This window comes from Paracoccus sp. (in: a-proteobacteria), from assembly GCF_039808215.1.
Taxonomy (GTDB): domain Bacteria; phylum Pseudomonadota; class Alphaproteobacteria; order Rhodobacterales; family Rhodobacteraceae; genus Paracoccus.
This window is the reverse complement of sequence record NZ_JBDHSP010000007.1, coordinates 16,353-39,030: the sequence shown is the minus strand read 5'-3', so window position 1 is coordinate 39,030 and position 22,678 is coordinate 16,353. Positions and strand designations below refer to the sequence as shown.

Annotated in this window: 24 protein-coding genes and 2 tRNA genes; 13 read left to right on the top strand and 13 right to left on the bottom strand. The window is 68.1% G+C overall.

The window, feature by feature from the left end; genetic code table 11:
* Nucleotides 1-17: 17 nt before the first annotated feature.
* From WMK75_RS04365 to rlmB, 3 genes are all read right to left on the bottom strand, one after another.
* Nucleotides 18-470 (bottom strand): CoA-binding protein, encoded by a 453-nt coding sequence (locus WMK75_RS04365; protein ID WP_347266436.1) that lies wholly within the window; start codon nucleotides 468-470, stop codon nucleotides 18-20.
* A 186-nt stretch (nucleotides 471-656) separates the two neighbouring features.
* Nucleotides 657-1,070 (bottom strand): YHS domain-containing (seleno)protein, encoded by a 414-nt coding sequence (locus WMK75_RS04360; protein ID WP_347266435.1) that lies wholly within the window; start codon nucleotides 1,068-1,070, stop codon nucleotides 657-659.
* Between the two features lie 101 nt (nucleotides 1,071-1,171).
* Nucleotides 1,172-1,969 carry a 23S rRNA (guanosine(2251)-2'-O)-methyltransferase RlmB gene (rlmB, locus tag WMK75_RS04355; protein WP_347266434.1) on the bottom strand — a complete coding sequence of 266 codons (798 nt, stop codon included), beginning with the start codon at nucleotides 1,967-1,969 and terminating at the stop codon, nucleotides 1,172-1,174.
* A gap of 161 nt (nucleotides 1,970-2,130) precedes the next feature.
* On the opposite strand from rlmB, the gene WMK75_RS04350 reads away from it, so the two are divergent.
* Nucleotides 2,131-2,214: transfer RNA gene (locus WMK75_RS04350), tRNA-Tyr, on the top strand.
* Nucleotides 2,215-2,518: 304 nt separating this feature from the next.
* On the opposite strand, the gene WMK75_RS04345 is transcribed toward WMK75_RS04350, so the two are convergent.
* Nucleotides 2,519-2,594: transfer RNA gene (locus WMK75_RS04345), tRNA-Phe, on the bottom strand.
* Between the two features lie 305 nt (nucleotides 2,595-2,899).
* Between WMK75_RS04345 and WMK75_RS04340 the strand changes: the two genes are divergently transcribed.
* The 4 genes from WMK75_RS04340 (at nucleotide 2,900) to chrA (ending at nucleotide 7,602) form a co-directional block, all read left to right on the top strand.
* Nucleotides 2,900-3,280, top strand: coding sequence for a hypothetical protein (locus WMK75_RS04340; RefSeq protein ID WP_347266433.1), 381 nt, complete (start codon nucleotides 2,900-2,902; stop codon nucleotides 3,278-3,280).
* A gap of 125 nt (nucleotides 3,281-3,405) precedes the next feature.
* Complete coding sequence (locus WMK75_RS04335) at nucleotides 3,406-5,256, top strand: cation-translocating P-type ATPase (protein WP_347266498.1); 1,851 nt, start codon at nucleotides 3,406-3,408, stop codon at nucleotides 5,254-5,256.
* A 112-nt stretch (nucleotides 5,257-5,368) separates the two neighbouring features.
* Complete coding sequence (locus WMK75_RS04330; protein ID WP_347266432.1) at nucleotides 5,369-6,205, top strand: sulfurtransferase/chromate resistance protein; 837 nt, start codon at nucleotides 5,369-5,371, stop codon at nucleotides 6,203-6,205.
* Nucleotides 6,202-7,602 carry a chromate efflux transporter gene (gene chrA, locus WMK75_RS04325; RefSeq protein WP_347266431.1) on the top strand — a complete coding sequence of 467 codons (1,401 nt, stop codon included), beginning with the start codon at nucleotides 6,202-6,204 and terminating at the stop codon, nucleotides 7,600-7,602. Before WMK75_RS04330 ends, chrA begins: the two co-directional genes overlap by 4 nt.
* Before the next feature lie 47 nt (nucleotides 7,603-7,649).
* Here the strand turns inward: chrA and WMK75_RS04320 are convergent, their stop codons facing one another.
* Nucleotides 7,650-8,300, bottom strand: coding sequence for an OmpA family protein (locus WMK75_RS04320; RefSeq protein ID WP_347266430.1), 651 nt, complete (start codon nucleotides 8,298-8,300; stop codon nucleotides 7,650-7,652).
* A gap of 238 nt (nucleotides 8,301-8,538) precedes the next feature.
* On the opposite strand from WMK75_RS04320, the gene nth reads away from it, so the two are divergent.
* Together nth and WMK75_RS04310 are read left to right on the top strand one after the other, a co-directional pair.
* Complete coding sequence (gene nth, locus WMK75_RS04315) at nucleotides 8,539-9,207, top strand: endonuclease III (protein WP_347266429.1); 669 nt, start codon at nucleotides 8,539-8,541, stop codon at nucleotides 9,205-9,207.
* Nucleotides 9,204-10,211 (top strand): adenosine kinase, encoded by a 1,008-nt coding sequence (locus WMK75_RS04310; protein WP_347266428.1) that lies wholly within the window; start codon nucleotides 9,204-9,206, stop codon nucleotides 10,209-10,211. Before nth ends, WMK75_RS04310 begins: the two co-directional genes overlap by 4 nt.
* An 85-nt stretch (nucleotides 10,212-10,296) precedes the next feature.
* On the opposite strand, the gene WMK75_RS04305 is transcribed toward WMK75_RS04310, so the two are convergent.
* The 7 genes from WMK75_RS04305 to WMK75_RS04275 all read right to left on the bottom strand — a co-directional run bounded on the left by WMK75_RS04305 (nucleotide 10,297) and on the right by WMK75_RS04275 (nucleotide 17,780).
* Nucleotides 10,297-12,477 carry a 3-hydroxyacyl-CoA dehydrogenase NAD-binding domain-containing protein gene (locus WMK75_RS04305; RefSeq protein ID WP_347266427.1) on the bottom strand — a complete coding sequence of 727 codons (2,181 nt, stop codon included), beginning with the start codon at nucleotides 12,475-12,477 and terminating at the stop codon, nucleotides 10,297-10,299.
* 8 nt (nucleotides 12,478-12,485) lie between these two features.
* Complete coding sequence (locus WMK75_RS04300; RefSeq protein WP_347266426.1) at nucleotides 12,486-12,974, bottom strand: cupin domain-containing protein; 489 nt, start codon at nucleotides 12,972-12,974, stop codon at nucleotides 12,486-12,488.
* Entirely contained in the window at nucleotides 12,974-14,185 is a 1,212-nt protein-coding gene (locus WMK75_RS04295; protein ID WP_347266425.1) for an acetyl-CoA C-acetyltransferase, read from the bottom strand. Before WMK75_RS04295 ends, WMK75_RS04300 begins: the two co-directional genes overlap by 1 nt.
* Complete coding sequence (locus tag WMK75_RS04290) at nucleotides 14,182-14,823, bottom strand: glutathione S-transferase family protein (RefSeq protein ID WP_347266424.1); 642 nt, start codon at nucleotides 14,821-14,823, stop codon at nucleotides 14,182-14,184. Before WMK75_RS04290 ends, WMK75_RS04295 begins: the two co-directional genes overlap by 4 nt.
* A 276-nt stretch (nucleotides 14,824-15,099) precedes the next feature.
* Nucleotides 15,100-16,878, bottom strand: coding sequence for an acyl-CoA dehydrogenase C-terminal domain-containing protein (locus WMK75_RS04285; protein WP_347266423.1), 1,779 nt, complete (start codon nucleotides 16,876-16,878; stop codon nucleotides 15,100-15,102).
* Between the two features lie 23 nt (nucleotides 16,879-16,901).
* Complete coding sequence (locus tag WMK75_RS04280) at nucleotides 16,902-17,291, bottom strand: MerR family DNA-binding transcriptional regulator (protein WP_347266422.1); 390 nt, start codon at nucleotides 17,289-17,291, stop codon at nucleotides 16,902-16,904.
* Nucleotides 17,292-17,390: 99 nt separating this feature from the next.
* A complete protein-coding gene (locus tag WMK75_RS04275) occupies nucleotides 17,391-17,780 on the bottom strand; it encodes a MerR family DNA-binding transcriptional regulator (protein WP_347266421.1) in 390 nt (129 codons plus the stop codon).
* Nucleotides 17,781-17,924: 144 nt separating this feature from the next.
* Between WMK75_RS04275 and WMK75_RS04270 the strand changes: the two genes are divergently transcribed.
* Genes WMK75_RS04270 through WMK75_RS04260 form a run of 3 tightly spaced genes read left to right on the top strand, consistent with a single transcriptional unit; the run spans nucleotide 17,925 to nucleotide 20,182 of the window.
* Complete coding sequence (locus WMK75_RS04270; protein WP_347266420.1) at nucleotides 17,925-18,368, top strand: PaaI family thioesterase; 444 nt, start codon at nucleotides 17,925-17,927, stop codon at nucleotides 18,366-18,368.
* A gap of 1 nt (nucleotide 18,369) precedes the next feature.
* The gene (locus WMK75_RS04265) at nucleotides 18,370-18,873 is read left to right on the top strand and encodes a PaaI family thioesterase (RefSeq protein WP_347266419.1); all 504 of its coding nucleotides are present in this window, start codon (nucleotides 18,370-18,372) and stop codon (nucleotides 18,871-18,873) included.
* Complete coding sequence (locus tag WMK75_RS04260; RefSeq protein ID WP_347266418.1) at nucleotides 18,866-20,182, top strand: MATE family efflux transporter; 1,317 nt, start codon at nucleotides 18,866-18,868, stop codon at nucleotides 20,180-20,182. Before WMK75_RS04265 ends, WMK75_RS04260 begins: the two co-directional genes overlap by 8 nt.
* A 28-nt stretch (nucleotides 20,183-20,210) precedes the next feature.
* On the opposite strand, the gene WMK75_RS04255 is transcribed toward WMK75_RS04260, so the two are convergent.
* Nucleotides 20,211-20,528 carry a DUF1476 domain-containing protein gene (locus tag WMK75_RS04255; protein ID WP_347266417.1) on the bottom strand — a complete coding sequence of 106 codons (318 nt, stop codon included), beginning with the start codon at nucleotides 20,526-20,528 and terminating at the stop codon, nucleotides 20,211-20,213.
* 138 nt (nucleotides 20,529-20,666) lie between these two features.
* Here WMK75_RS04255 and purC point away from each other — a divergent pair, with 138 nt between their 5' ends.
* The 3 genes from purC (at nucleotide 20,667) to WMK75_RS04240 (ending at nucleotide 22,640) form a co-directional block, all read left to right on the top strand.
* A complete protein-coding gene (gene purC / locus WMK75_RS04250) occupies nucleotides 20,667-21,431 on the top strand; it encodes a phosphoribosylaminoimidazolesuccinocarboxamide synthase (protein ID WP_347266416.1) in 765 nt (254 codons plus the stop codon).
* A gap of 11 nt (nucleotides 21,432-21,442) precedes the next feature.
* Entirely contained in the window at nucleotides 21,443-21,682 is a 240-nt protein-coding gene (gene purS / locus WMK75_RS04245) for a phosphoribosylformylglycinamidine synthase subunit PurS (RefSeq protein ID WP_347266415.1), read from the top strand.
* 85 nt (nucleotides 21,683-21,767) lie between these two features.
* Complete coding sequence (locus tag WMK75_RS04240; RefSeq protein WP_347266414.1) at nucleotides 21,768-22,640, top strand: LysR family transcriptional regulator; 873 nt, start codon at nucleotides 21,768-21,770, stop codon at nucleotides 22,638-22,640.
* Nucleotides 22,641-22,678: the final 38 nt, after the last annotated feature.

Here is a 22,678-nt window from a genome sequence, read left to right as displayed (position 1 = left end):
GCGGCGGGGCCGGAGGCTCACAGAAAGCGCGGAAACTCGATCTTGGGGCAGCGGTCCTCGATCACCGTCTTGCCGCAGGCCCGCGCCAGATTTGCCGCCTGGGCATGGCTGACGCCCAGCTGCATCCAGATGGTGCGCAAGCCGGGCAGGCTGTGCAGCGCCTCGTCCACGATGGCGGGGACGGCCTCGGCGCGGCGGAAAATGTCCACCATGTCCACCGCGCAATCCTTTGGAATCGAACCAAGGTCGGCATAGACCGGCTCATCCAGGATCGTGCGGCCGCTATGGTTGGGGTTGACCGGGATGATGCGGTAGCCCTGCGACTTGAGATAGCGCGCCACCCCCCATGAGGGTCGGTGCTCGTCCGGCGACAGGCCGACGATGGCGATGCAGCGCGTGGTATTGGCCACGCGCGAGATCTCGTCATCGATGGGCGATGCGCCGCTGTCGCGCTGGATTGCTAGCTTCATCTGATCCTCCCGAAGATCCTGAAAAAACCTCTCATGGAAAAAGCGCCCGGTCCAGTAGTCTGGCCGGGCGCAAGTCGCGGAACGAGGGACAGTGATCTGAACATGACCGTTCCGTGGTCACGTTCGCCAAATAAATGTGCGCCGTGGCATAAAAGTTCCACCCCTGATCGCAGGAATGTGAAATTATCATGGCCGCAGCCGGGTCCAGGCCGCCTCGGCGCGGGCGAGATAGCCCTGCGGGTCGGCCAGCAGACGCTGGCGGGCCTTTTCCGAGCGCAGGAAATAGGTGCGATGGTCGATGATCACGAAATGGCGCGGGTTGCCCGGCTCGGATCGACCCTCGGACAGCGCCAGCACGCAAAGCCCGCCAAGGCCGGGCAGATAGGCGCCGGGATTGGCCTCGAACTGGTTGCGGTTGGCCTCGCTGGCAAAATGCCAGGCCTCGCCGCGCCAGACCGTCACCAGGTCGCTGCGCCCGGGCACGGCGGCGTTCTCGGCGGCGTAGGACACCGGGTCCATGCCCTCCAGCGCCCAGCCCTGCGCCTGCGCCGCCAAGGCGGTCGCAAGCAGGATCAGGCTGGCAAGGAACGGGCGCGACATCGGAACACGGCAACTGCGGCGGGGCTGGCACGGATCTGGCAAATCCGGCGGCGATTCTCAACCGCGGCGCGGCGGTCCTGTCCGGGATGTGATCGCGGCGCTCAGATGCGTGAGGTGGCGTAAAGTGCCACCGCGGCGGCGTTCGAGACATTGAGCGAGCCGAAATCCGCCGCGAAGGGGATGCGCAGGATGCGGTCGCAGGTCTCGCGCGTGCGTTCGCGCAGGCCCGGGCCCTCGGCGCCCAGCACCAGGCAGATGGCGCGGCCCGCAAGCCCGGCCAGCCCCTCGGGCAGGGTCTGCTCGCCCGTACCGTCAAGGCCCAGCACGCAATAGCCCATGGCCTGCAATTCGATCAGCGTGTCGGCAAGATTGGTCACCCGCAGATAGGGCTGGCGTTCCAGCGCGCCCGAGGCGGTCTTGGCCAGGGCGCCGGTTTCCGGCGCGGAATGGCGCGCGGGCGCGATGACCGCGCGGGCGCCGAACACCTCGGCCGAGCGCAGGATGGCGCCGACATTATGCGGGTCGGTGACGCGATCAAGCGCCACCAGCAGCGGCCGGCCCGGACCCGACAGCGCCAGATCGGTCAGGCTGCCCCAGGTCAGCGGCCTGACCTCAAGCGCCGCGCCCTGATGCACGCTTTCCGCAGGCAGCGGCACCGCGCGGTCAAAGCTGCGGGCATCGACGATCTCGGGGGCGATGCCTTCAGGCAGCGCGCCGATGCGGTCCAGCGCATTGCGGGTGACCACCAGCCGCAACCGCTCGCGCCGCGGATTGGCCAGCGCATCGCGCACCGCATGCAGGCCGAACAACCAGACCGTCTCGGCGGCGGAGGCACGGCGGGCGCGTTCCTTGTCGATGACCCAGGCGGGCTTCTTGGTCTTTTGCGGTTTCTCGGCCATGGTGCACCCCCGGATTCAGGTCCCGACTGCGCGAAATCGGCCGGAATTGCAACTGTCCATGGATGGCGCGCGGCGTGGCCCCGGCGCGAACTTTCTGGTGATCGGCGCTTGACGCCCGTGATCGGGGGGGCTAATCACCCCGCACGCCGAAAGTGATCGGCGGGCGACGTGCTGCAAGGTGCGGCAGCGGACTGTAACTCCGCCGGGGAGACCCATGCCTGGTTCGATTCCAGGGTCGCCCACCATTCCTCTCTGAAAAATTCGGATTCCCTGGGGGTGGCGGGTTTTTCCCAAGCCGGAACGCCCTGCCGGGCGGACCGCAGCCCCACGAGTGGGTGAACGCGGGGCTGCTTTCTGGAAGGCGTGCCTCGACTGGCCAATGCCCGAGGCAGCTGCGCGCGCGATCGAGTTGCAAAACCACCTGACAGACGCCCGCAGCCGATCCGTGAATCCGGGGTCAGCTTTTTCTCAGGCGTTGCAATTGATCTGTGCCACGAAACTGTTGCAAGACGCGCTTCAAGAATATGCAATGTTTTCAAGTGAGATAAGTGGTGCCCGGAGACGGATTTGAACCGCCGACACGCGGATTTTCAATCCGCTGCTCTACCAACTGAGCTATCCGGGCATCTGAGGCGCTATGCCTTGCACAGGCGCCTAGTTATGGCATCGAAGAAACGCTGTCCAGAGCCAAACGGCAAAAATGGCGAACTCGATTTCGGTTGCGGCGACGGGTCCGCAGGCATCACGGCCCAAGGCATTCCACGTGGAATGCCCCGGGCGTCTGCGAGCGGATCGGCAAGGGCGCCAAACCCGTCGTGCGGGCTTGCCGGCAAGGCCAGGTCGTGCATCCTTGGTTGTCAGATACGAAGCAATGATCGGGGACCGGCGGCAAGATCCGTGCGGGGCCCCGGTCTCGCCACGGAGAGCCCGATGTCCGCAAGACCCCGTTCCCTGGGCATCGCCGCCGCGGTCGCGGTGGTTTTCGGTCTTTTGACCATCGTCTCGGGCGGCAGGGCGCTGTTTGCCGGCGTGGACATGGGCGCGGTGGTGCCCTTCGTGCTGCGCTTCAATTTCGTCGCCGGTTTCGCCTATGTGCTGGCCGGTGTCGGGCTGTGGCGGGGCGCCGGCTGGGCGCCGGTTCTGGCGCTGGCCATCGCGGTGGCGACGCTGGCGGTCTTTGCCGCCTTCCTGTGGCATGTCGGCACGGGCGGCGCGTGGGAGCCACGGACCATGGGCGCGATGATCCTGCGCTGCGCGGTCTGGGGCGCAATCGCGGTCCTGGCGCTTTGGCGCGGGCGGGCGGCGCGATGATGTCGCCGGGCCCGCAGATGGCGGCCTCGCGCCGCAGGCTGGGCGGGGCCGCGCAGGGGATCGGCCGCATCGCGCCACCGGACCTGTCGCTTGTGCTGTCGCTCGCTACGGTGCTGGGCATGGCCATGGCGGCGGCCGGGCGCTGGCCGCCGGGCGAGGCGTTTGCCGTCCTCGGGCCGCCGGGGCTGGCGCTGGTCTATCTGGCGGGCGGGCTTCCGACCGCATGGCGCGCGCTTGCGGCGCTGTGGCGCAGCCACGCCCTTGACATCGACCTGCTGATGATCGTCGCCGCCCTCGCCGCGGCGGTGGTCGGCGCGCCGTTCGAGGGTGCGGTGCTGCTGACCCTGTTCAGCGTCTCGACCACACTTGAGGAACGCGCGCTTGGCCGGGCGCGGCGCGCCATCGAGGCGCTGATGGCGCTGCGTCCGGAAACCGCGCTGCGCCGCACCAAAGCCGGCAGCCTTGAGGAGGTCCCTGCCGCGGCGCTGGCGGTGGGCGATGTGGTGCTGTTGCGCCCCGGCGCCCGCGTGCCCACGGACGGGCTGGTCATCCGCGGCCGCGGCGGCATCGACGAGGCCAATATCACCGGCGAATCCATGCCTGTGCCGAAAGAGCCGGGCGCGCAGGTCTGTGAGGCCACGGTCAATCTGGACGGGGTGCTGGAGGTCGAGGTGACCCGCAGCGTCGGCGACAGCACCATCGCCCGCATGATCCGCCTGGTGACCGAGGCCCAGGCGGCGCGCGCGCCCTCCGAGCGTTTCAGCGCCTGGTTCGGCCAGCGCTATACCGTCGCGGTCATGGCCGGGGCGCTGATCGCATTCGCCGCCTTCCTCGGGCTGGGCCGCGACTGGCAGCAGGCGCTTTACCGCGCCGCGACGCTGCTGGTCGCGGCCAGCCCCTGCGCCATCGTCATCTCGGTCCCGGCCGCGATTCTGTCCGCGCTGTCGGCTGCGGCGCGCGGCGGCGTGCTGTTCAAGGGCGGCGCCGCGCTGGAGACTCTGGCCCGCGTCGACACATTCGCCTTCGACAAGACCGGGACGCTGACCACCGGCCGCGCGGCGGTGACGCGGGTCCTGCCGCTGGAGGGCAACGAGGCCGGGTTCCTGTCGCTGCTGGCCGGGCTCGAGGCCGGGTCCGAACACCATATCGCCGCCGCCATTACCCGCGAGGCGGCGGCACGCGGCCTTGCCCCGGCTGCGGTCGCCGAGGTTGTCGCGCTGCCCGGGCTTGGCATCACCGGCCAGGACCATCTGGGCGGGATCTGGGCCGGCAATCCCTATCTTGCCGCCAGAATGGGCGCCGACATCGACCTGCCCGCGCTGCGAGACCTGGCCGCGGGCGATCAGACGGTGATCTATCTGGGGCGCGGCGCGCGGGTGCTGGGCGCGCTTGGCGTCGCCGATGCGGCCCGTGCCAGCTCAGCCCCGGCGCTGGCCGCATTGCGCCGGAGCGGGGTGCGCCGCATCGTGATGATGACCGGCGACCGCCGCCCGGTGGCGCTGCGTATCGGCGCCGAACTGGGGCTGGCGCCCGGCGACATCCATGCTGCCATGCTGCCCGAGGACAAGGTGGCGGGCATCGGCAGGCTGGCCGACGAGAGCCGGGTGGCCTTTGTCGGCGACGGGGTGAACGACGCGGCGGCGCTGGCGCGCGCCGACATCGGCATCGCCATGGGCGCGGCCGGATCCGAGGTGGCGCTGCAGGCCGCCGATGTGGCGCTTCTGTCCGAGGACATGGAGCGGCTGGCGGATGCGCACCGGCTGGCGCGGCGGACCTCGGCGGTCATCCGCCAGAACCTGGGCTTTGCCCTGGGCGCCATGCTGGTCTTGGTGCTGGGCGGGCTGTTTTTCGACCTGCCCCTGCCCTTGGCGGTGATCGGCCACGAAGGCGGCACGGTGCTGGTGGTGCTGAACGGGCTGCGGCTGCTGTCCGACCCGATCCGTCGTCCCGGGCCGGCGTCGCGCGCGACAGGTTGACAGCACGGGCCGCATCGCGTGACAATGGCTGCAAGGGGATCCGCGATCTCCCCTTGAGGCGACAGCCAAAGCTCGCGTTCCGCCAGACCTTGCATGCCAGGGAGGAACGCATATGCCTGCGCCCGACGCCATCTCTGCCGAAAAGCTGTCCAAGCTGATCGGCACCCCGCGCTGCCCGACCATCCTCGACCATCGCAGCGCGGCACTGCGCGCCGCCGATCCGCGGCTGGTGCCCGGCGCGCGCCCCCTGGAGGACGCCCAGACGGCGCCCGAGGCGCTTGAGCGGCTGATCGCCACGCTGGCCGGGCCGGTCGTGACCCTCTGCGCCGAGGGCCACGCCCGCAGCCAGGGGCTGGCAGCGATCCTGCGCAGCCGCGGCCTGGCGGCGGAATATCTTGAGGGCGGCCATGACGGCTGGTGCGCGGCCGGCCTGCCGCTTTGCCATCCCGGGGCAATCACCGCGCGCGACGGGCAGGGCCGCAGCCTGTGGGTGACGCGCGCCCGGCCCAAGGTGGACCGCATCGCCTGTCCCTGGTTGATCCGCCGCTTTGTCGATCCGCGCGCGGTCTTCCTGTTCGTCGCCCCGGCCGAGGTCCTGGAGGTGGCGCGGCTTTGCGCCGCCATGCCCTTCGATGTCGAGGACTGTTTCTGGAGCCACCGCGGCGAGATGTGCACCTTCGACACCATGCTGGCGGAATTCGGGCTGCGCCTGCCGGCGCTGGTGCGGCTTGCAGTCATCGTGCGCGGCGCGGACACCGGCCGGCCGGATCTTGCACCCGAGGCGCCGGGCCTGCTGGCGGCTTCGCTGGGCCTGTCGCGGATGTATCAGGACGATCTTGAACAGCTCGAGGCCGGGATGGCGCTTTACGACGCCTTCTACCGCTGGTGCCGCGATGCGACCGGGGAAACCCACAACTGGCCGACGAACCGGCCGGGCGGCACCGGATGAGCCGGGTGCCGCTGTGCGACAGGCCGGAGGGCTGGCCGGATCTGGCCGAGGCCACCCGCGTCTGGGCACGCATCGCCGCGCTGTCCTTTGGCGGCCCGGCGGGGCAGATCGCCGTCATGCACCGCATCCTGGTCGAGGAAAGGCGCTGGCTGGGCGACGGGCGTTTTCTGCATGCGCTGAATTTCTGCATGCTGCTGCCCGGCCCCGAGGCGCAGCAGCTGGCCGTCCATATCGGCTGGCTGATGCATGGCGTGCGCGGCGGGGTGATCGCGGGCGTGCTGTTCGTGCTGCCCGGCGTCGCCGCGATCATGGCACTGAGCTGGATCTATGCGCTTTTCGGCGAGGTCGGATTCGTGGCCGGGCTGTTTTTCGGCATCAAGGCCGCGGTGCTGGCCATCGTGCTGCAGGCGGTGGTGCGGGTGGGGCGGCGGGCGCTGCGCAGCGGCGCGATGCGCGCAGTGGCGGCGCTGTCCTTTCTGGCGATCTTTGTCTTCGGCGCCCCGTTCCCGCTGATCGTGCTGGCGGCGGGTGTCATCGGGATGCTTGGTGCGCGGGCAGGTGTGCCTGGCCTGACCCCGGGCACCGGCTACGGCCCCGAGGGCGGCGCGCAGATCGTCGATGCCGACACGCTGCTGGGGGCGGAAATGGCCGCCATGCCGGCGGCGGCGCGGCGCGGGGCGCGCCTGGCCGGCCTTTGCGCGCTGGCGCTGTGGCTGCTGCCGGTGGCGGCGCTCTTGCTGCTGGCGCCGGGCTCTGTCTTTGCCGAGATTGCCCTGTTCTTTTCAAAACTGGCGGTGGTCACCTTTGGCGGCGCCTATGCCGTTCTCGCCTATGTGGCGCAAGAGGCGGTCGCGACCCATGGCTGGCTTATGCCCGGAGAGATGCTGGACGGGCTGGGCATGGCCGAAACCACGCCGGGGCCGCTGATCATGGTGGTGCAATTCGTGGGCTTTCTGGGCGCCTGGCGCGGCTCGGGCTGGGACAATGCGCTTTGGGCCGGGACGCTGGGCGGGCTCTTGGCCACCTGGGTCACCTTCGCGCCGTGCTTTGCCTTCATCTTCTTCGGTGCGCCGCATCTTGAGCGGCTGCGCGCCAGCCGCGCGCTTGGCGCGGCGCTGGCGGCGGTGACGGCCGCGGTGGTGGGGGTGATCCTGAACCTGGCGGTCTGGTTCTGGATCCACACCGTCTGGACCCGGACGCAAAGGTTCGAGCTGGGCCCCCTGTCGCTGGATCTGCCGGTGGCGGGGGCGATCGACCCGGCCGCGGCGGCGCTGTCGGCGCTGGCGCTGCTGGCGGTGTTCTGGCTGCGGCTGGGCATGGGCAGCGTGCTGGCGGCGGGGGCGCTGTTGGGGTTGGCGTTGCATGCGGCCGGCCTGCTGGCCGCGACCTCCGGCTGAGCAGGGCCGCCGGCGCGTGCCGGCGGCCCCTGCGATGGGCCCTTGCCTCAGCGGGTCGGGAAGACCAGGATCTCGACACGGCGGTTCTGGGCGCGACCGGCGGCAGTGTCGTTCGAGGCGACCGGCTGGGTTGAGCCGCGGCCAACGGTGCTGATGCGCGTGGGCGAGACGCCGCCCGCCTGCAGGATGCCCGAGACCGAACGCGCGCGACGCTCGGACAGGTCCTGATTATAGGCGGCCGAGCCGGTGCTGTCGGTATGGCCGATGACCTGGATCTGGCTGTTGGGATACTGGTTCAGGTTGCGCGCGATGATGTAAAGATCGTTCTGCCCCTGCGGACCCACCGCCGCCGAGCTGGTCGCGAACAGTGCCGATTCCGGCATCACCACGCTCAGGTGGTTGCCGCGGTTGACGATCTGGATGGCGGGGTTGTTCAGCGAACGCTGCAGTTCCTGCTGCTGGCGGTCGAGGATCGAGCCGCCCACCGCGCCGGCGGTGGCGCCGAGGATTGCGCCCTTGGCGGCGTTCTCGCGGCTTTCGCCGGCACCGATCAGGCCGCCGACCACGGCCCCGGCCAGCGCGCCCTGTCCGGTCTTGCTCATGGCGCCGGTGGGGTTGCCGAACTCGTCCGTGGTGGCGCAGGCGCCAAGCGCCAGTGCGGCGGACGCGGCGAGAAGCAGCGAAATGCGGGTCTTCATTCTGTAACCTTTCCTGGTGGGGCGTTCTGCCGCCTGTTCTGACGCCACGGCCGGGGCTATGGGCTCCGGAAGGCGTTGATCCTTTGAACGCGGCCAGAATGGCACGGGTTCCGGCGCAACTCCACAGGAATACGACACAAACTTGCGGCGATCCGGTGCCTTTGCGAGAATGTCGCAGGGCTTGCCGGCCGGGGCGATCAGGCTTGATCTGCGGCTCGGCTCGGGGCATCTGAGGGCCATGGCCCGTTCCCCGTCCCCCCGCATCCCTCAGGCCCTGCCTTACGCCGCGCAGGTCGAGATATTTTCGCGTTTCCGCGAGGCGAACCCGCATCCCGAGACCGAGCTGGAATATGTGAATGCTTTCACGCTTCTGGTCGCGGTGGCGCTGTCGGCGCAGGCGACGGATGTGGGCGTGAACAAGGCCACCAAGAACCTGTTTCGCATGGTCAGCACCCCGCAGCAGATGCTGGATCTGGGGCTTGAGGCGCTGACCGAGCAGATCAAGACCATCGGGCTGTTTCGCCAGAAGGCCAGGAACGTCATCGCCCTGTCGCAGCGTCTGGTCGATGAGTTTGGCGGCGAGGTGCCCGGCTCGCGCGCGGCGCTGATGACCCTGCCCGGCGTTGGGCGCAAGACCGCGAATGTGGTGCTGAACTGCGTCTTTCGTCATCCGGCGCAGGCGGTGGATACCCATATCTTTCGCGTCGGCAACCGCACCCGCATCGCGCCGGGCGGCGATGTCGAGGCGGTCGAGCGCGCCATCGAGGACAATGTCCCCGTTGAATTCCAGCAGGATGCGCATCACTGGCTGATCCTGCATGGCCGCTATATCTGCCAGGCGAAACGGCTGCGCTGCCGCATCTGTCCCATCGCCGACCTGTGCCCCTATGAGGATAAGACCGAATGACCACCCCCTATGTGATCGGGATCGGCAATGCCGTCATGGATGTGATCGCGCCGGCCTCGGACGCGGTGCTGGGGCGGCTGGGGGTCGAGAAGGGCATCATGCAGCTGATCGACCGCGAACGCTCGGAATTTCTGATGGCGGCGCAATCCGCCGATGCCGAGGCGCAGAAGGCGCGGCTGGTGCCGGGCGGCTCGGTCGCGAACACGCTGGCGGGGCTGGGGATGCTGGGATTGCGGACGGCCTTCATCGGCCGCGTCGCCGCCGATGCCCTGGGGCTGAGCTATGCCGAGCAAACCGAGGCCCAGGGCACGGTCTTTGTCAATCCGCCGGTCTCGGGCGAGGTGGCGCCGACCTCGCGTTCCGTCATCTTCGTGACCCCGGATGGTGAGCGGTCGATGAACACCTATCTGGGGATCTCGGCCGAGCTGGGACCCGAGGACGTGAACCCCGCCACCTTCAGCGGTGCAGGCTGGCTGTTTCTTGAGGGCTATCTGTTCGACAAGGCCGAGGGCAAGGCCGCCTTCCTGAAGGCGGCGGATGCCTGCCACAAGGCCGGCGGTCAGGTCGGGATCGCGCTGTCAGACCCGTTCTGCGTCGATCGTCACCGCGAGGATTTCCGCCGTCTGGTTGCCGGGCCGATGGATTACGTCATCGGCAACCTGCACGAATGGCAGTCCCTGTATCAGGTCGAGGATCTGGAGGAGGCGCTGCGCCTGGCCTGCGCTGATTGCGCCACGGTGATCTGCACCCGCTCGGGCGAGGATGCGATCCTGATCCGTGCGGGTGAACGGGTCACCGCGCCGGTCCGCCGTATCGTGCCGGTCGACGCGACCGGGGCCGGGGACCAGTTTGCCGCCGGGCTGATCTATGGGCTGGCGACCGGGGCGGATCTGGCCGTGGCCGGGCGCATGGGCTGTATCGCGGCGGCCGAGGTCATCAGCCATGTCGGTGCGCGTCCCGAGACCGATCTGCGCGCGGCCTTTCGCACCGAAGGGCTGATCTGATCGCGCGGATCTGCGCCGTCGCAAGATGAGTATTTGAGGAACGAAGAAGGGCAGAGGTTCTGGTCTCTGCCCCTTTTCCGTGTCGTCAGGCGGCCTTGGCGGCGGCGAAGCGGCTGTAGAAGCTTTCGCCCTTGGCGGCCATGTCACGCAGCAGCGCCGGGGTGGCGAAGCGGTTGCCGAATTTCGCCGCGAGGTCGTCCGCAATGGCTGCGGCGCGCGGGCTGCCCAGCATGTCGAGCCAGCTGAACGGGCCGCCCGACCAGGGCGCGAAGCCCCAGCCGAGGATGGCGCCGACATCGCCTTCGCGGATGTCCTCGAGCACACCGTCCTGCAGCGCGCGCACGGCCTCGAGCGACTGCGCGAACATCAGCCGGTGCTGGATCTCGGTCAGCTCGGGCTGGGTTTCCGTCACCGGCCAGGCGCTGGCGAGGCCGGACCAGAGGCCCTGACGCTTGCCTGCCACGTCATAGTCGTAGAACCCGGCCTTGGCCTTGCGGCCCAGACGGCCCTGACCAGCGAGCTTGAACAGCACGTCGTCGACTGCCCCGTCGGGATAGGCGTTGCCCATGGCCGCGCGGGTGGCCCTGGCGATCTTGACGCCGAGGTCGATCGAGGTTTCATCGACCAGCTGCAGCGGCCCCAGCGGCATCCCCATCAGCTTGGCGGCGTTTTCGATCAGCGTGGGGCTGACGCCCTCGGCCAGCATGCGCATGCCTTCGTTCAGATAGGGGATGATGCAGCGGTTGGCGTAGAAGAAGCGCGCGTCATTGACCACGATCGGGGTCTTGCGGATCTGGCGCACGAAGTCGAGCGCCTTGGCCACCGCGCGCGGGCCGGTCTGCTTGCCCTTGATGATCTCGACCAGAGCCATCTTGTCCACGGGTGAGAAGAAATGGATGCCGATGAACTGCTCCGGCCGGGCGCTGGCATGGGCCAGATCGCTGATCGGCAGGGTCGAGGTATTGGTGGCGAAGATCGCGTCCGCGGGGATCACGGCTTCGGCCTTTTTCGTCACCTCGGCCTTGACGGCAGGATCCTCGAACACGGCCTCGACGATCAGGTCGCAGCCGGCGAGTTGCGCGTAATCGGTGGTGGCGGTGATGCGCGACAGCACCTCGGCCTTTTTCTCCTCGGTCGATTTGCGGCGGCTGATCGCCTTGTCGAGCAGCTCGGCCGAATGCGCCTTGCCACGTTCGGCGGCCTCCTGTTTCGCGTCGATCAGCACCACCTCGATTCCGGCCATGGCCGAGACATGGGCGATGCCGGCGCCCATCATGCCGGCGCCGAGGATGCCGAGTTTCCTGACCGTCTGGTCGGGGGCCTCGGGGCGGTTCGCGCCTTTCTCCAGCGCCTCCTTGTTGATGAACAGGCTGCGGATCATCGCGGTCGCGCTGGGGTTCATCAGCACATTGGTGAACCAGCGCGCCTCGATCGTCAGTGCGGTGTCGAAGGGCACCAGCGCGCCCTCATAGACGGCCGAGAGCAGCGCCTTCGCCGCCGGATAGACACCCATGGTCCTGGCATGGACCATGGCCGAGGCGCCGACGAAGGTCATGAAGCCCGCGGGGTGATAGGGCTCGCCCCCCGGCATCTTGTAGCCCTTGGTGTCCCAGGGCTTGACCAGATCGGAATCGGTGGCGGCCAGCACCCAGGCGCGGGCGGCGGCAAGCGGATCGGCCACGACCTCATCAATGAGGCCTGCGGCCCTGGCCTTGGCCGGGTCCGAGAGCTTGCCCTCCAGCAGGAAGGGGGCGGCGGCCATGGCGCCCAGCTTGCGCGTCAGGCGCGTGGTTCCGCCGCCGCCCGGAAAGATGCCGACCATGATCTCGGGCAGGCCGATGCGGGCCTTGGGGTTGTCGGCGGCAAAGATGCGATGCGTGGCCAGCGGCAGCTCCAGCCCGATGCCCAGCGCGGTGCCGGGCAGCGCCGCGGCGATCGGCTTGCCGCCCTTTTTCGTCTTCGGGTCCATGCCGGCAAGCTCGATCTTGCGCAGCAGGTGGTGCAGGCTCATCAAGCCGTCGAAGACCGCCTGGGCGCCGCCCTCACGCATGCCGGCCAGCACGTTCAGATCCATCCCGGCGGCGAAATCCTTCTTGCCCGAGGTGATGACGATGCCCTTGACCGAGGCATCGGCCAGCGCGTCGTCGATCAGCGCGCCAAGCTCGGCTGCGCCGGTCAAGGAGAGCACGTTCATCGATCTGCCCGGCAGGTTCCAGGTGATGATGGCGACGCCGTCGGCGTCCTTGTGCATGGTGAAATCGGTCATCTGATTCCTCATTTCCTTGCCGGGGCGCGCGGGCCCGTCCAGTCGCTGTCGTCGTGATAGGCAAAGCGCGGGGGCTTGCCGGGCTCGGTGAACAGTTTCAGGTCCTCGTCGGCATAGGTCACGACCTCGGCCGCGGCCTTGCTGCCAACGACCAGAAACCTGGCCGGCGAGGATGAGCGGTTGACGAAGCGATGCCCGTTCGGCACGCCCGCCTTCCAGGCCGCGCAATCGCCCGGGCGCATCGCGGTTTCGCCCTCGTCTTCGATCAGCAGCAGCTCGCCCTCGGTCACCAGGGCGTATTCGTCCTCGTTCAGGTGCCAGTGCCGCAGCGAGGCGGCGGCGCCGGGTTCCAGCGTTACCAGATTGACCCCGAATTGCGTCAGCCCTGCCAGTTCCCCCAGTCGGCGCGAGCTGCGCCCGGCCATCTGCCCGGCATAGGGCTCGGGATAGATCGAACCGGTCTTCAGCGGCGCCTTGTCGATCTCGAGCCGGGGCATCACAGCCTCTCGATGATGGTGGCCGCGCCCATGCCCGAGGCGACACACAGCGTGGCAAGGCCGATGCTCTTGTCCTGGCGCTCCAACTCATCGAGCAGCGTGCCGATCAGCATGGCGCCGGTCGCGCCCAGCGGATGGCCAAAGGCGATGGCGCCGCCGTTCACGTTGACCACGGCAGGATCGACCTCGAAGGCCTGCATGAAGCGCAGGACGACCGCGGCAAAGGCCTCGTTCACCTCGAACAGGTCGATGTCGCGGATCGCAAGGCCGCTCTCGCGCAGGATCTTTTCCGTCACCGGCACCGGACCGGTCAGCATGATCGTGGGATCGGTGCCGATCTTGGCGGTGGCGCGGATGCGAGCGCGGGGCTTCAGCCCGTAAGCCTTGCCGAATTCGGCGTTGCCGATCAGCACTGCCGCCGCACCGTCCACGATGCCCGAGCTGTTCCCGGCATGGTGGATATGCTCGATATGGTCGAGATGCGGGTATTTCAGCATCGCCACCTTGTCGAAGCCGGGCATGGCCTCGCCCATGTCCTTGAAGCTGGCCTTGAGCTTGGCCAGATCCTCGAGGCTGGTGCCGGGGCGCATGTATTCGTCACGCGCAAGGATGGTCAGGCCGTTCTGGTCCAACACCGGAACGATCGATTTGGCAAAGCGATTCTCGGTCCATGCCAGCGCGGCGCGGCGCTGGGATTCGACGGCCAGCGCATCGGCCTGCTCGCGCGAGAAGCCGTATTCGGTGGCGATGATGTCGGCCGAGATGCCCTGCGGCACGAACCAGGTGGCAAAGGTCAGGCTGGGATCGACGGCGATGGCGGCGCCGTCGCTGCCCATGGCGACGCGGCCCATCATCTCGATGCCGCCGGCGATATAGGCCGCACCCGCGCCGCCCCTGACCTGGTTGGCGGCAAGGTTCACTGCCTCCATGCCAGAGGCGCAGAAGCGGTTGATGGCGAGGCCGGGGATCGATTCGTCCAGGTCCGAGGCCAGCACCGCCGAGCGCGCCAGACAGCCGCCCTGTTCCTTGACCTGGGTGACATTGCCCCAGATCACGTCCTCGACCGCGTGGCCTTCCAGACCGTTGCGCGCCTTGACGGCATTCAGCAGCCGGGCGGACAGCGCAACCGAGGTGACTTCGTGCAGGCTGCCATCGGGACGGCCCTTGCCGCGCGGGGTGCGGGCGGCGTCATAGATATAGGCTTCGGTCATGCGTCCTCCTTCGCGGCCCGGTCCGCAGGATTTCCGGGCATCAGGTCATAGGGGTGTTTCCAGCCGGGCAGCGCCTGGATGCGCGCAAGCCAGGCGTCGATATGCGGCCAGTCGGGGCGGTCAAAACCGAAGGGTTCGGGGTAGAACAGGTAGCCGCAGCAGGAAAGGTCGGCGATGCTGGGCCGGTCGCCGGCCAGCCAGTCGCGCCCGGTCAACTGCCTCTCCAGCGTGCCGAGCGCCGCGTGGCAGCGGGTCTGCAGCCAGGCGATCACCTCGGCCGGGTGCCTGTCCGGGGGCAGGAAGTTCATCAAAAAGCGCAAGGCGCCGAATTGCGACGATCCCTTGTGGTTATCCCAGAACAACCAGCGCAGGATCTCGCTCCGGTCGCCATCCAGAAAGCGGCCTGTCCGCTCGGCCAGATGCAGCAGGATGACATCGGACTGGCTGAGGGTGCACCCGTCCTCTACCAGGACCGGCGCCTCGCCCATGGCGTTCATGGCGCGATAGTCGGCCCCCCGCGTCGCACCGCCGAAAAAATCCACATGCACCGGCCGCCAGGGATAGCCGGTCAGCTCCATCATCAGCGCCACCCTGTAGGAATGGCCGGATTCTCCGAAACAGTGAAGCTGGGCGGTCATCAGCCAATCCCTTTCCTGCACCCGAGCACCGCATTGCCACGCCGGATCGAGTATTTCTGGAACGAAGAAGACGTTAGGAATCTTTTAGCCTTCTCCGGGCAGTATGAGTGGGCGGTACAGGCTGGAGAGCCGATGACCGTGAACGGAGAAGTCGCCCCGGTCATTTGGCCAGAACCTGTCCTGCCTGAACAGCAGGGGTGGCCGGGGCGCAACCGGTCGGCTTCTTCGTTCTCCAAATACTCATGCGACGTTTCGCGCTGCGAGGCGCCTCCATCCTCAAAACTGCGCCGCGTCCAGCGCCATGACCGGCGCGGCACCCGAGAGGATGCGGTCCAGATGCGTTGCAGTCATGGGCAGCTGGCGCGCCATGTAGTAGCGGCCGGTGGCCAGTTTGATTTCATGGAACTCGCGGTCCGGCGTGCCTGCGACCAGCGCCCGACTGGAGGCCGCGGCCATGCGCACCCACATCAGCCCCAGCGCGACATGGCCGAACAGATGCATGAAATCGTATGATCCCGCCAAAGCGGCATCGGGGTTCTTCAGCCCCTGCTCCATGAAGAACATGGCGGCGGCCTGCAGATCCTTGGATGCGGCCTTCAGCGGTTCGAGGAAGTCCGATTTCAGCGCCTCGTCGACCTCATGGGCCTTGATCGTCTGCTTGACCAGATCGAAGAAGGCGATGATCGGCCGGCCGCCATCGGCGGCAAGCTTGCGCCCGACCAGGTCAAGCGCCTGCACGCCGTTCGCGCCCTCGTAGATCATGGTGATGCGTGCGTCGCGGACGAACTGGGACATGCCCTGTTCCTCGATGAAGCCGTGGCCGCCGAAGACCTGCTGCGCCTGCACGGTGGAGTCGAACCCCCTGTCGGTCAGGAACCCCTTGATCACCGGGGTGAGCAGCGAGATCAGTTCATCTGCGTCGCCGTCATTGCCGAGCCGCGCGCGGTCGATCAGATGCGCGCCCCAGATCGCCAGCGCCCGCGCCCCCTCGAGAAAGCTTTTCTGGTCCATCAGGTTACGGCGGATGTCGGGATGCACGATCAGCGGATCGGCCGGACCGGCGGGGTTGGCGTCGCCGGTGGCGGCGCGGCCCTGCAGGCGTTCGCGGGCATAGGCGGCGGCGTTCTGATAGGCGGCGGTGGCGACGGCATAGCCCTGCAGGCCGACGCCCAGGCGGGCCTCGTTCATCATGGTGAACATGGCGCGCATGCCCTTGTGCAACTCGCCCAGCAGCCAGCCTCTGGCGCCGTCGAAATTCATCACGCAGGTGGCATTGCCGTGGATGCCCATCTTTTCCTCGACATGACCGACGCTGACCTGGTTGGTCGCGCCGAGGCTGCCGTCGGCATTCACCAGCACCTTGGGCACGATGAAGAGGCTGATGCCCCGGGTGCCCTCGCCACCGCCGGGGGCCTTGGCCAGCACCAGGTGGATGACGTTTTGCGCCATGTCGTGATCGCCGGCCGAGATGAAGATCTTCTGCCCGGTCAGCAGGTAGCTGCCGTCGGGTTGCGGCTCGGCCCGGGTGCGCAGCAGGCCCAGATCCGTACCGGCATGGGGCTCGGTCAGGTTCATGGTGCCGGTCCATTCGCAGCTGGCCATCCTTGGCAGATAGGCCGCCTTCTGCGCCTCGGATCCATGCGCGTGGATGGCGGAATAGGCGCCATGCGTCAGGCCCTGATACATGGCGAAGGCCATGTTCGCGGCCGAGAACAGCTCGCCCACGGCAAGGCCGATCACATGGGGCATGCCCTGGCCGCCATAAGTCGGGTCGCAGTCAAGCGCGGTCCAGCCGCCCTCGCGCACCTGCGCGAAGGCCTCGGCAAAGCCCCTGGGCGTGCGTACGGTGCCATTTTCCAGCCGGCAGCCCTCGCGGTCGCCGACGGCGTTCAGCGGCGCCAGCACCTCGGCGGCCAGCTTGCCGGCGCCCTCCAGCACAGCCTCGGTGAATTCGCGGTCGAGATCGGCATGGCCGGGCAGGTCCTGGTTCGAGATATCGAGCACGTCATGCAGCACGAACTGGATGTCACGGACGGGCGGGGTATAGACGGTCATGGCTCCTCCGGCAGGTTGGCGCGTCAGGCGCCGGACTTGAGTTTCGTCAGCGCCGCGTCGCCCTCGGCAATCTGCTGGCGCAATTCCACGATGGCGCCGCCCAGTTCGGCGTGCTGGCGCTCCATGTCGGCAAGGCGTTCGCGCGCGGTGGCAAGCACGGCCTCGGTCTGTGTGATGTTACGCTCGGCCGGGTCATAAAGTTCCAGCAGCTGCCGGATCTGTTCCAGTGAGAAGCCAAAGCGCTTGCCGCGCAGGATCAGCGTCAGCCGGGCGCGGTCGGTGCGGCCATAGAGCCGGTTCTGGCCCTGGCGCTGCGGAAACAGCAGTTCGCGCGCCTCGTAAAAGCGCAGCGTGCGCGGCGTGACCTCGAAGGCGTCACACATCTGGCGTATGCCCATCAGATCGCCGCTCATGGCCTTGCCCCCCTCCGGCTGCTGGCAACTGCTGGGAGGCAATATAGGGACGGTTGACGTGCAGGTAAGGGGCGACGTGGCGTCAGCGCTGGCGCGGCGCTATTTGCCGGCGTCCATCTGGTCGATCAGCTTCAGCGTCTCGCTGCGCAGGGCCTGCAGATCGGTCATCGCCGCCTCGATCTCGTCGCGCTGCTGGCGCAGGACGCCCAGCTGGCGGTCGGACAGCTCGATCCAGACGCGATACTGTTCCCGCGTGCCCTTTTCGCCGTAGATCAGCAGCCATTGCCGGATGTCCTCAAGCGAGAAGCCGAAGCGGCGGCCGCGCAGGATCAGCTTCATGCGCGCGATCTCGCGCGGGCCGTAAAAGCGCGAGCGTCCCTCTTTGCGGGGGCTGAGCAGTTCGATGTATTCGTAATAGCGCAAGGTGCGGGGCGTGACGTCAAAGCGTGCACACATGTCCTTGAAACTGATATGGTCGTCTGCAGTCATCGGATCAGGCTCTGCGCTCGGAATGAGCGTCAGGCCGAAACTAGCCTGCTGGCGGTGCAAACTCAACCTTTGCGGGGGCGGGCTTGTCTGCGTTGCGCGGCCTGATAGCATCCGCGCATCACTTCGGGGGGCAGGACCGCAATCATGGTCGAAGAGACGCAGCAGGACCCGCGCGAGCAGCGCAAGCGCATCGCGCAGCAATTCATCGAGGCCATCCCGCATGCGCGCGCGCTGGGCATGAGCTTTGACCGGCTGACCCCGGATCTGGCCGAGATCTCGCTGCCCTGGCGCGAGGATCTGGTGGGCGATCCGCGCAGCGGCGTGATCCATGGCGGCGTCGTCTCGGCGCTGATGGACACCTGCAGCGGCGCGGCGGTGATGGTGCATCCGACCGGGGCGCGCTCGACCGCGACCATCGACCTGCGCATCGACTACATGCGTCCGGCGGCGCGCGGCCACCGGCTGCGCGCGCGGGCCGAAGTCTATCACGTCACGCGCTCGGTCGCCTTCGTGCGCGCCTGGGCGATGGACGACGACGACAGCCGCCCGGTCGCCATGGCCACCGGCGCCTTCACCATCGAGCGCTGACATGGCCGACCGCAACGAACCCCTGGCCGCCATCAAGTCGCGCCGCAACAGCACGCTGAACGCGCTGGTCGCGGGCGTGCCCTATATCGGCTGGCTGGGCATCCGCTTTGACCGGCGCGGGGACGAGCTGACCGCGATCCTGCCCTTTGACGACAAGCTGATCGGCAACCCGCTGCTGCCGGCGATTCACGGCGGCGTGACCGCAGCCTTTCTTGAGGTCGCGGCCATGGTCGAGCTGACCTGGACGGTGATCTGGGAGGACATGGAGCACGGCCGCATCGCCCCGGACGCCGCCGTGCCCGACAGCCTGCCGCGCCTGCCCAAGACCATCGACTTTACCGTGGACTATCTGCGTTCGGGCCTGCCGCGCGACGCCTATGCGCGGGCGCGGGTGGTGCGCTCGGGGCGGCGCTATGCCAGCGTGCATGTCGAGGCCTGGCAGGACCAGCGCCAAAAGCTGTTCGCCCAGGCGACCGGGCATTTCCTGATGCCGCAGGATGGCTGAGGCCCCCGCGGCGGATGCCCTGACCCATCGCCGGGTGCTGGCCATCGCGCTGCCGGTGGTGCTGTCCAATGCCACCATCCCGATCCTGGGCGCGGTGGATACCGGCGTCATCGGCCAGCTGGGCGCGGCCGGGCCGATCGGGGCGGTGGGGCTGGGGGCGGTGATCCTCGCCTCGGTCTATTGGGTGTTCGGCTTTCTGCGCATGGGCACTTCGGGGCTGGTGGCGCAGGCGCATGGGGCGGGCGACGCGGGCGAATCCGGCGCGCATCTGACGCGGGCGCTGATCATCGGCCTGGCGGCGGGGCTGAGCTTCATCCTGTTGCAGCTGCCGCTTTTCGCCGCCGCCTTCGCGCTGGCCCCGGCATCGGCCGAGGTCGAGGCGCTGGCCCGGCAATATCTGGCAATCCGCATCTGGGGCGCGCCCGCGACGATCTCGCTTTATGCGGTCACCGGCTGGCTGATCGCGGTCGAGCGCACCCGCGCCCTGCTGGTGCTGCAGCTGCTGATGAACGGGCTGAACATCGGGCTGGACCTGTGGTTCGTGCTGGGGCTTGGCTGGGGCGTGCCCGGGGTTGCGGCGGCGACGCTGGTGGCGGAATGGTCGGGTCTGGCGCTGGGCCTGTGGTTCGCGCGCCACGCCCTGCGCGCGGCACTGCGCGCCGGAGGGCTGGCGGCGCGCGAGCAACTTGAGGAACTGGCGCGCGTCAACGGCGACATCATGATCCGCTCGGTGCTGCTGCAGGGCTCGTTCACCGGCTTCATGTTCCTGGGTGCGGGGCAGGGCGACGTGACGCTGGCCGCCAACCAGGTGCTGCTGCAGTTTCTGGGAATCGTCGCCTATGGGCTGGACGGCTTTGCCTTTGCCGCCGAATCCCTGGTCGGGCAGGCGGTGGGCGCGCGCCGGCCCGAGCGGCTGCGCCGCGCCGTGGCGCTGACCTCGGGCTGGGGCGTCGCCGGGGCGGTGGCGCTGTCGGCGGTGTTCCTGCTGGCGGGGCCGGCGATCATCGACCTGCTGACCACCTCGGCCGAGGTGCGGCTGGCGGCGCGCGATTACCTGCCATGGCTGGTGGCCGCGCCGCTGATCGGCATTGCCGCCTGGATGCTGGATGGGATCTTCATCGGCGCCACGCGCACCCGCGCCATGCGCAACAGCATGGTCCTGTCCGTCGCAGCCTATGCCGGGCTGGTCGCGGTGCTGCCGCAGGTCATGGGCAATCACGGGCTGTGGGCGGCGCTGATGGCGCTGAATGCGCTGCGCGGGTTGACCATGTGGTGGGCCTATCCGCAGGTGCGCCGCGCCGCTGGCTGAGCGCGGCCCGCCTGCATGCGGCCCGGGTTCAGATCTCGTTGATGATCTGCTCGCGCGCCACGGCGCGCAGCTCGATCATGCGGGCGCGGATGGTGTCCTCGTCGGCCTTGCCGGACAGATCGGCCAGCAGCTTGCGAAACACATCTTCGTCGCCCGGCTCATTGAAGTCGGAACTGACCACGGTCAGTGCATAAGAGCGCGCGTCGTCGCCAGACTTGCCCAGCAGCGCGGCGGCCCATTCGCCCAGAAGACGGTTGCGCCGCGCCTCGGCCTTGAAGTTCAGTTCCGCGTCATGGGCGAACTTCGCCTCATGCGCGCGCAGACGGTCGTCGAAAGGGGTCGTCATGTCGCTCTCCGGCACCTTGCATGACTCACAAGATGCCCATGCGCCGGCCGCATCGCAAGCCTTCGTATTGCCCCTGACCCCGTTTCTGGCCTATAGCCGCATCAAAGACGGCCACCTTGCAGACGGGAGACGCGCAGCATGGCACCAAGGCGCAAGAAAATCTACGAGGGCAAGGCCAAGATCCTCTATGAAGGCACCGAGCCGGGCACGCTGATCCAGTATTTCAAGGACGATGCCACCGCCTTCAATGCGCAAAAGAAGGCGACGATCGAAGGCAAGGGGGTTCTGAACAACCGCCTGTCGGAATTCTTCATGACCGGCCTGAACAATATCGGTGTCCCGACCCATTTCATCCGCCGCATCAACATGCGCGAGCAGCTGATCCGCCAGGTCGAGATCATCCCGCTGGAGGTGATCGTCAGGAACTTTGCCGCGGGCTCCATCGCCAAGCGTCTGGGCATTGAGGAGGGCACCGCCCTGCCGCGCCCGATCGTCGAGTACAGCTTCAAGAACGACGAGTTGGGCGATCCCTTCGTCAGCGAGGAATATGTCATCGCCTTTGGCTGGGCCAGCCAGCAGGACCTGGACGATATCGTCAGCCTCGCGCTGCGGGTGAACGATTTCCTTGCCGGCGTGTTCTTTGGCGTCGGCATCAAGCTGATCGACTTCAAGATCGAGATCGGCCGTATCTGGGACGGCGATTTCATGCGTCTGGTTGTCGCCGACGAGATCAGCCCCGACAGCTGCCGCCTTTGGGACGTGAAGACCGGGCAGAAGCTGGACAAGGACGTGTTCCGCCGCGATCTGGGCAGCCTGACCGATGCCTATACCGAGGTGGCGCGCCGGCTGGGCCTGATGCCCGCCAACACCACCAGCCTGACCAAGCCCACGCTGATCAACTGAAAGGCCAGACCATGAAAGCCCGTGTCACCATCATGCTGAAGGACGGCGTTCTGGACCCGCAGGGCGAGGCGATCCGCCACGCCCTTGGCGGGCTGGGTTTTCAGGGCGTCTCGGGCGTGCGCCAGGGCAAGGTGATCGAGCTTGACCTGACCGCAACGGATGCCGGCGCCGCGAAGGTCGAGGTCGCGCGCATGTGCGAAGGGCTGCTGGCGAATACCGTGATCGAGAAATACGCCGTCGAGATCGTCTGACCTGCCGCGCCGGGGGCTTCGCGCCCCCGGACCCCCGCGGAGTATTTGCGGAACGAAGAAGGCGGGCCTCGCCCGGAGGTGGCGCATGATCGACCGGCTTTCGATGTTCATGGCCCTGGCGCGCGAGCGCCATTTCGGCCGCGCCGCCCTGTCGCTGGGCATTACCCAGCCCACGCTGTCCTCGGCCATCCGTGCGCTTGAAGAGCAACTGGGCGTGCAGCTTGTGCGCCGCGGCTCGCGGTTTCAGGGGCTGACCCCCGAAGGCGAGCGGGTGCTGTCCTGGGCGCGGCGCATCGTGGCCGATGCCCGCGCCATGCAGGCCGAGATGGAGGCCAGCCGCAAGGGCGTCTCGGGGCGGCTGCGTATCGGGGTGATCCCGACCGCCATGCCGCGCATTGCCGAACTGACCGGTCCTTTCCTGCGCCGCCACCCGAATGCCGCGGTCTCGATCCTGTCGCGCAGTTCCGACGAGATCCGCGACCAGATCGAGGCGCTGGAACTGGATGCCGGCGTCACCTATCTGGACAGCGAGGCGCTGGGCCGGGTGCAGCGCCTGGCGCTTTACCGCGAGACCTATTGCCTGATCGACCGCAGCGAGGCGGGCGGGCCGGTCGCCTGGGCCGAGGCGGCCTCGCGGCCGCTGTGCCTGCTGACGCCCGACATGCAGAACCGCCGCATCGTCACCCGGCATCTGGTCGAGGCGGGATCAGAGGCGTTGCCGCGGGTCGAGTCGACCTCGATGCTGGCGATCCTGTCGCATGTCGCCACCGGCGACTGGGCGGCGATCCTGCCCCGGGCGCTGGCGCGCGGCCTGCCCCTGCCCGAGGGCGTGCGGGCACGCGACCTGCTGGGCGAGGGGCATCTGGTCGGGCTGGTCACGGCACGCCGCGAGCCGCACCCGCCTTTGGTCGAGGCGCTGATCCGGGCCGCGCAAACGATTGAAGCTGTCAATCAATAGACGATATATTACGATTGTTATGTCTATCGCCGGTCTTT

Bases quoted from the DNA above. Each gene is read 5' to 3' on its own strand.
- WMK75_RS04265 (WP_347266419.1), top strand. From the start codon at position 18,370: ATGGCCGACCGCAACGAACCCCTGGCCGCCATCAAGTCGCGCCGCAAC.
- WMK75_RS04310 (WP_347266428.1), top strand. From the start codon at position 9,204: ATGACCACCCCCTATGTGATCGGGATCGGCAATGCCGTCATGGATGTG.
- nth (WP_347266429.1), top strand. From the start codon at position 8,539: ATGGCCCGTTCCCCGTCCCCCCGCATCCCTCAGGCCCTGCCTTACGCC.
- WMK75_RS04280 (WP_347266422.1), bottom strand. From the start codon at position 17,291: ATGAGCGGCGATCTGATGGGCATACGCCAGATGTGTGACGCCTTCGAG.
- WMK75_RS04290 (WP_347266424.1), bottom strand. From the start codon at position 14,823: ATGACCGCCCAGCTTCACTGTTTCGGAGAATCCGGCCATTCCTACAGG.
- purS (WP_347266415.1), top strand. From the start codon at position 21,443: ATGAAAGCCCGTGTCACCATCATGCTGAAGGACGGCGTTCTGGACCCG.
- WMK75_RS04275 (WP_347266421.1), bottom strand. From the start codon at position 17,780: ATGACTGCAGACGACCATATCAGTTTCAAGGACATGTGTGCACGCTTT.
- chrA (WP_347266431.1), top strand. From the start codon at position 6,202: ATGAGCCGGGTGCCGCTGTGCGACAGGCCGGAGGGCTGGCCGGATCTG.
- WMK75_RS04365 (WP_347266436.1), bottom strand. From the start codon at position 470: ATGAAGCTAGCAATCCAGCGCGACAGCGGCGCATCGCCCATCGATGAC.
- WMK75_RS04255 (WP_347266417.1), bottom strand. From the start codon at position 20,528: ATGACGACCCCTTTCGACGACCGTCTGCGCGCGCATGAGGCGAAGTTC.
- purC (WP_347266416.1), top strand. From the start codon at position 20,667: ATGGCACCAAGGCGCAAGAAAATCTACGAGGGCAAGGCCAAGATCCTC.
- WMK75_RS04335 (WP_347266498.1), top strand. From the start codon at position 3,406: ATGGCGGCGGCCGGGCGCTGGCCGCCGGGCGAGGCGTTTGCCGTCCTC.
- WMK75_RS04270 (WP_347266420.1), top strand. From the start codon at position 17,925: ATGGTCGAAGAGACGCAGCAGGACCCGCGCGAGCAGCGCAAGCGCATC.
- WMK75_RS04360 (WP_347266435.1), bottom strand. From the start codon at position 1,070: ATGTCGCGCCCGTTCCTTGCCAGCCTGATCCTGCTTGCGACCGCCTTG.
- WMK75_RS04330 (WP_347266432.1), top strand. From the start codon at position 5,369: ATGCCTGCGCCCGACGCCATCTCTGCCGAAAAGCTGTCCAAGCTGATC.
- WMK75_RS04340 (WP_347266433.1), top strand. From the start codon at position 2,900: ATGTCCGCAAGACCCCGTTCCCTGGGCATCGCCGCCGCGGTCGCGGTG.
- rlmB (WP_347266434.1), bottom strand. From the start codon at position 1,969: ATGGCCGAGAAACCGCAAAAGACCAAGAAGCCCGCCTGGGTCATCGAC.
- WMK75_RS04305 (WP_347266427.1), bottom strand. From the start codon at position 12,477: ATGACCGATTTCACCATGCACAAGGACGCCGACGGCGTCGCCATCATC.
- WMK75_RS04320 (WP_347266430.1), bottom strand. From the start codon at position 8,300: ATGAAGACCCGCATTTCGCTGCTTCTCGCCGCGTCCGCCGCACTGGCG.
- WMK75_RS04260 (WP_347266418.1), top strand. From the start codon at position 18,866: ATGGCTGAGGCCCCCGCGGCGGATGCCCTGACCCATCGCCGGGTGCTG.
- WMK75_RS04295 (WP_347266425.1), bottom strand. From the start codon at position 14,185: ATGACCGAAGCCTATATCTATGACGCCGCCCGCACCCCGCGCGGCAAG.
- WMK75_RS04300 (WP_347266426.1), bottom strand. From the start codon at position 12,974: ATGCCCCGGCTCGAGATCGACAAGGCGCCGCTGAAGACCGGTTCGATC.
- WMK75_RS04240 (WP_347266414.1), top strand. From the start codon at position 21,768: ATGATCGACCGGCTTTCGATGTTCATGGCCCTGGCGCGCGAGCGCCAT.
- WMK75_RS04285 (WP_347266423.1), bottom strand. From the start codon at position 16,878: ATGACCGTCTATACCCCGCCCGTCCGTGACATCCAGTTCGTGCTGCAT.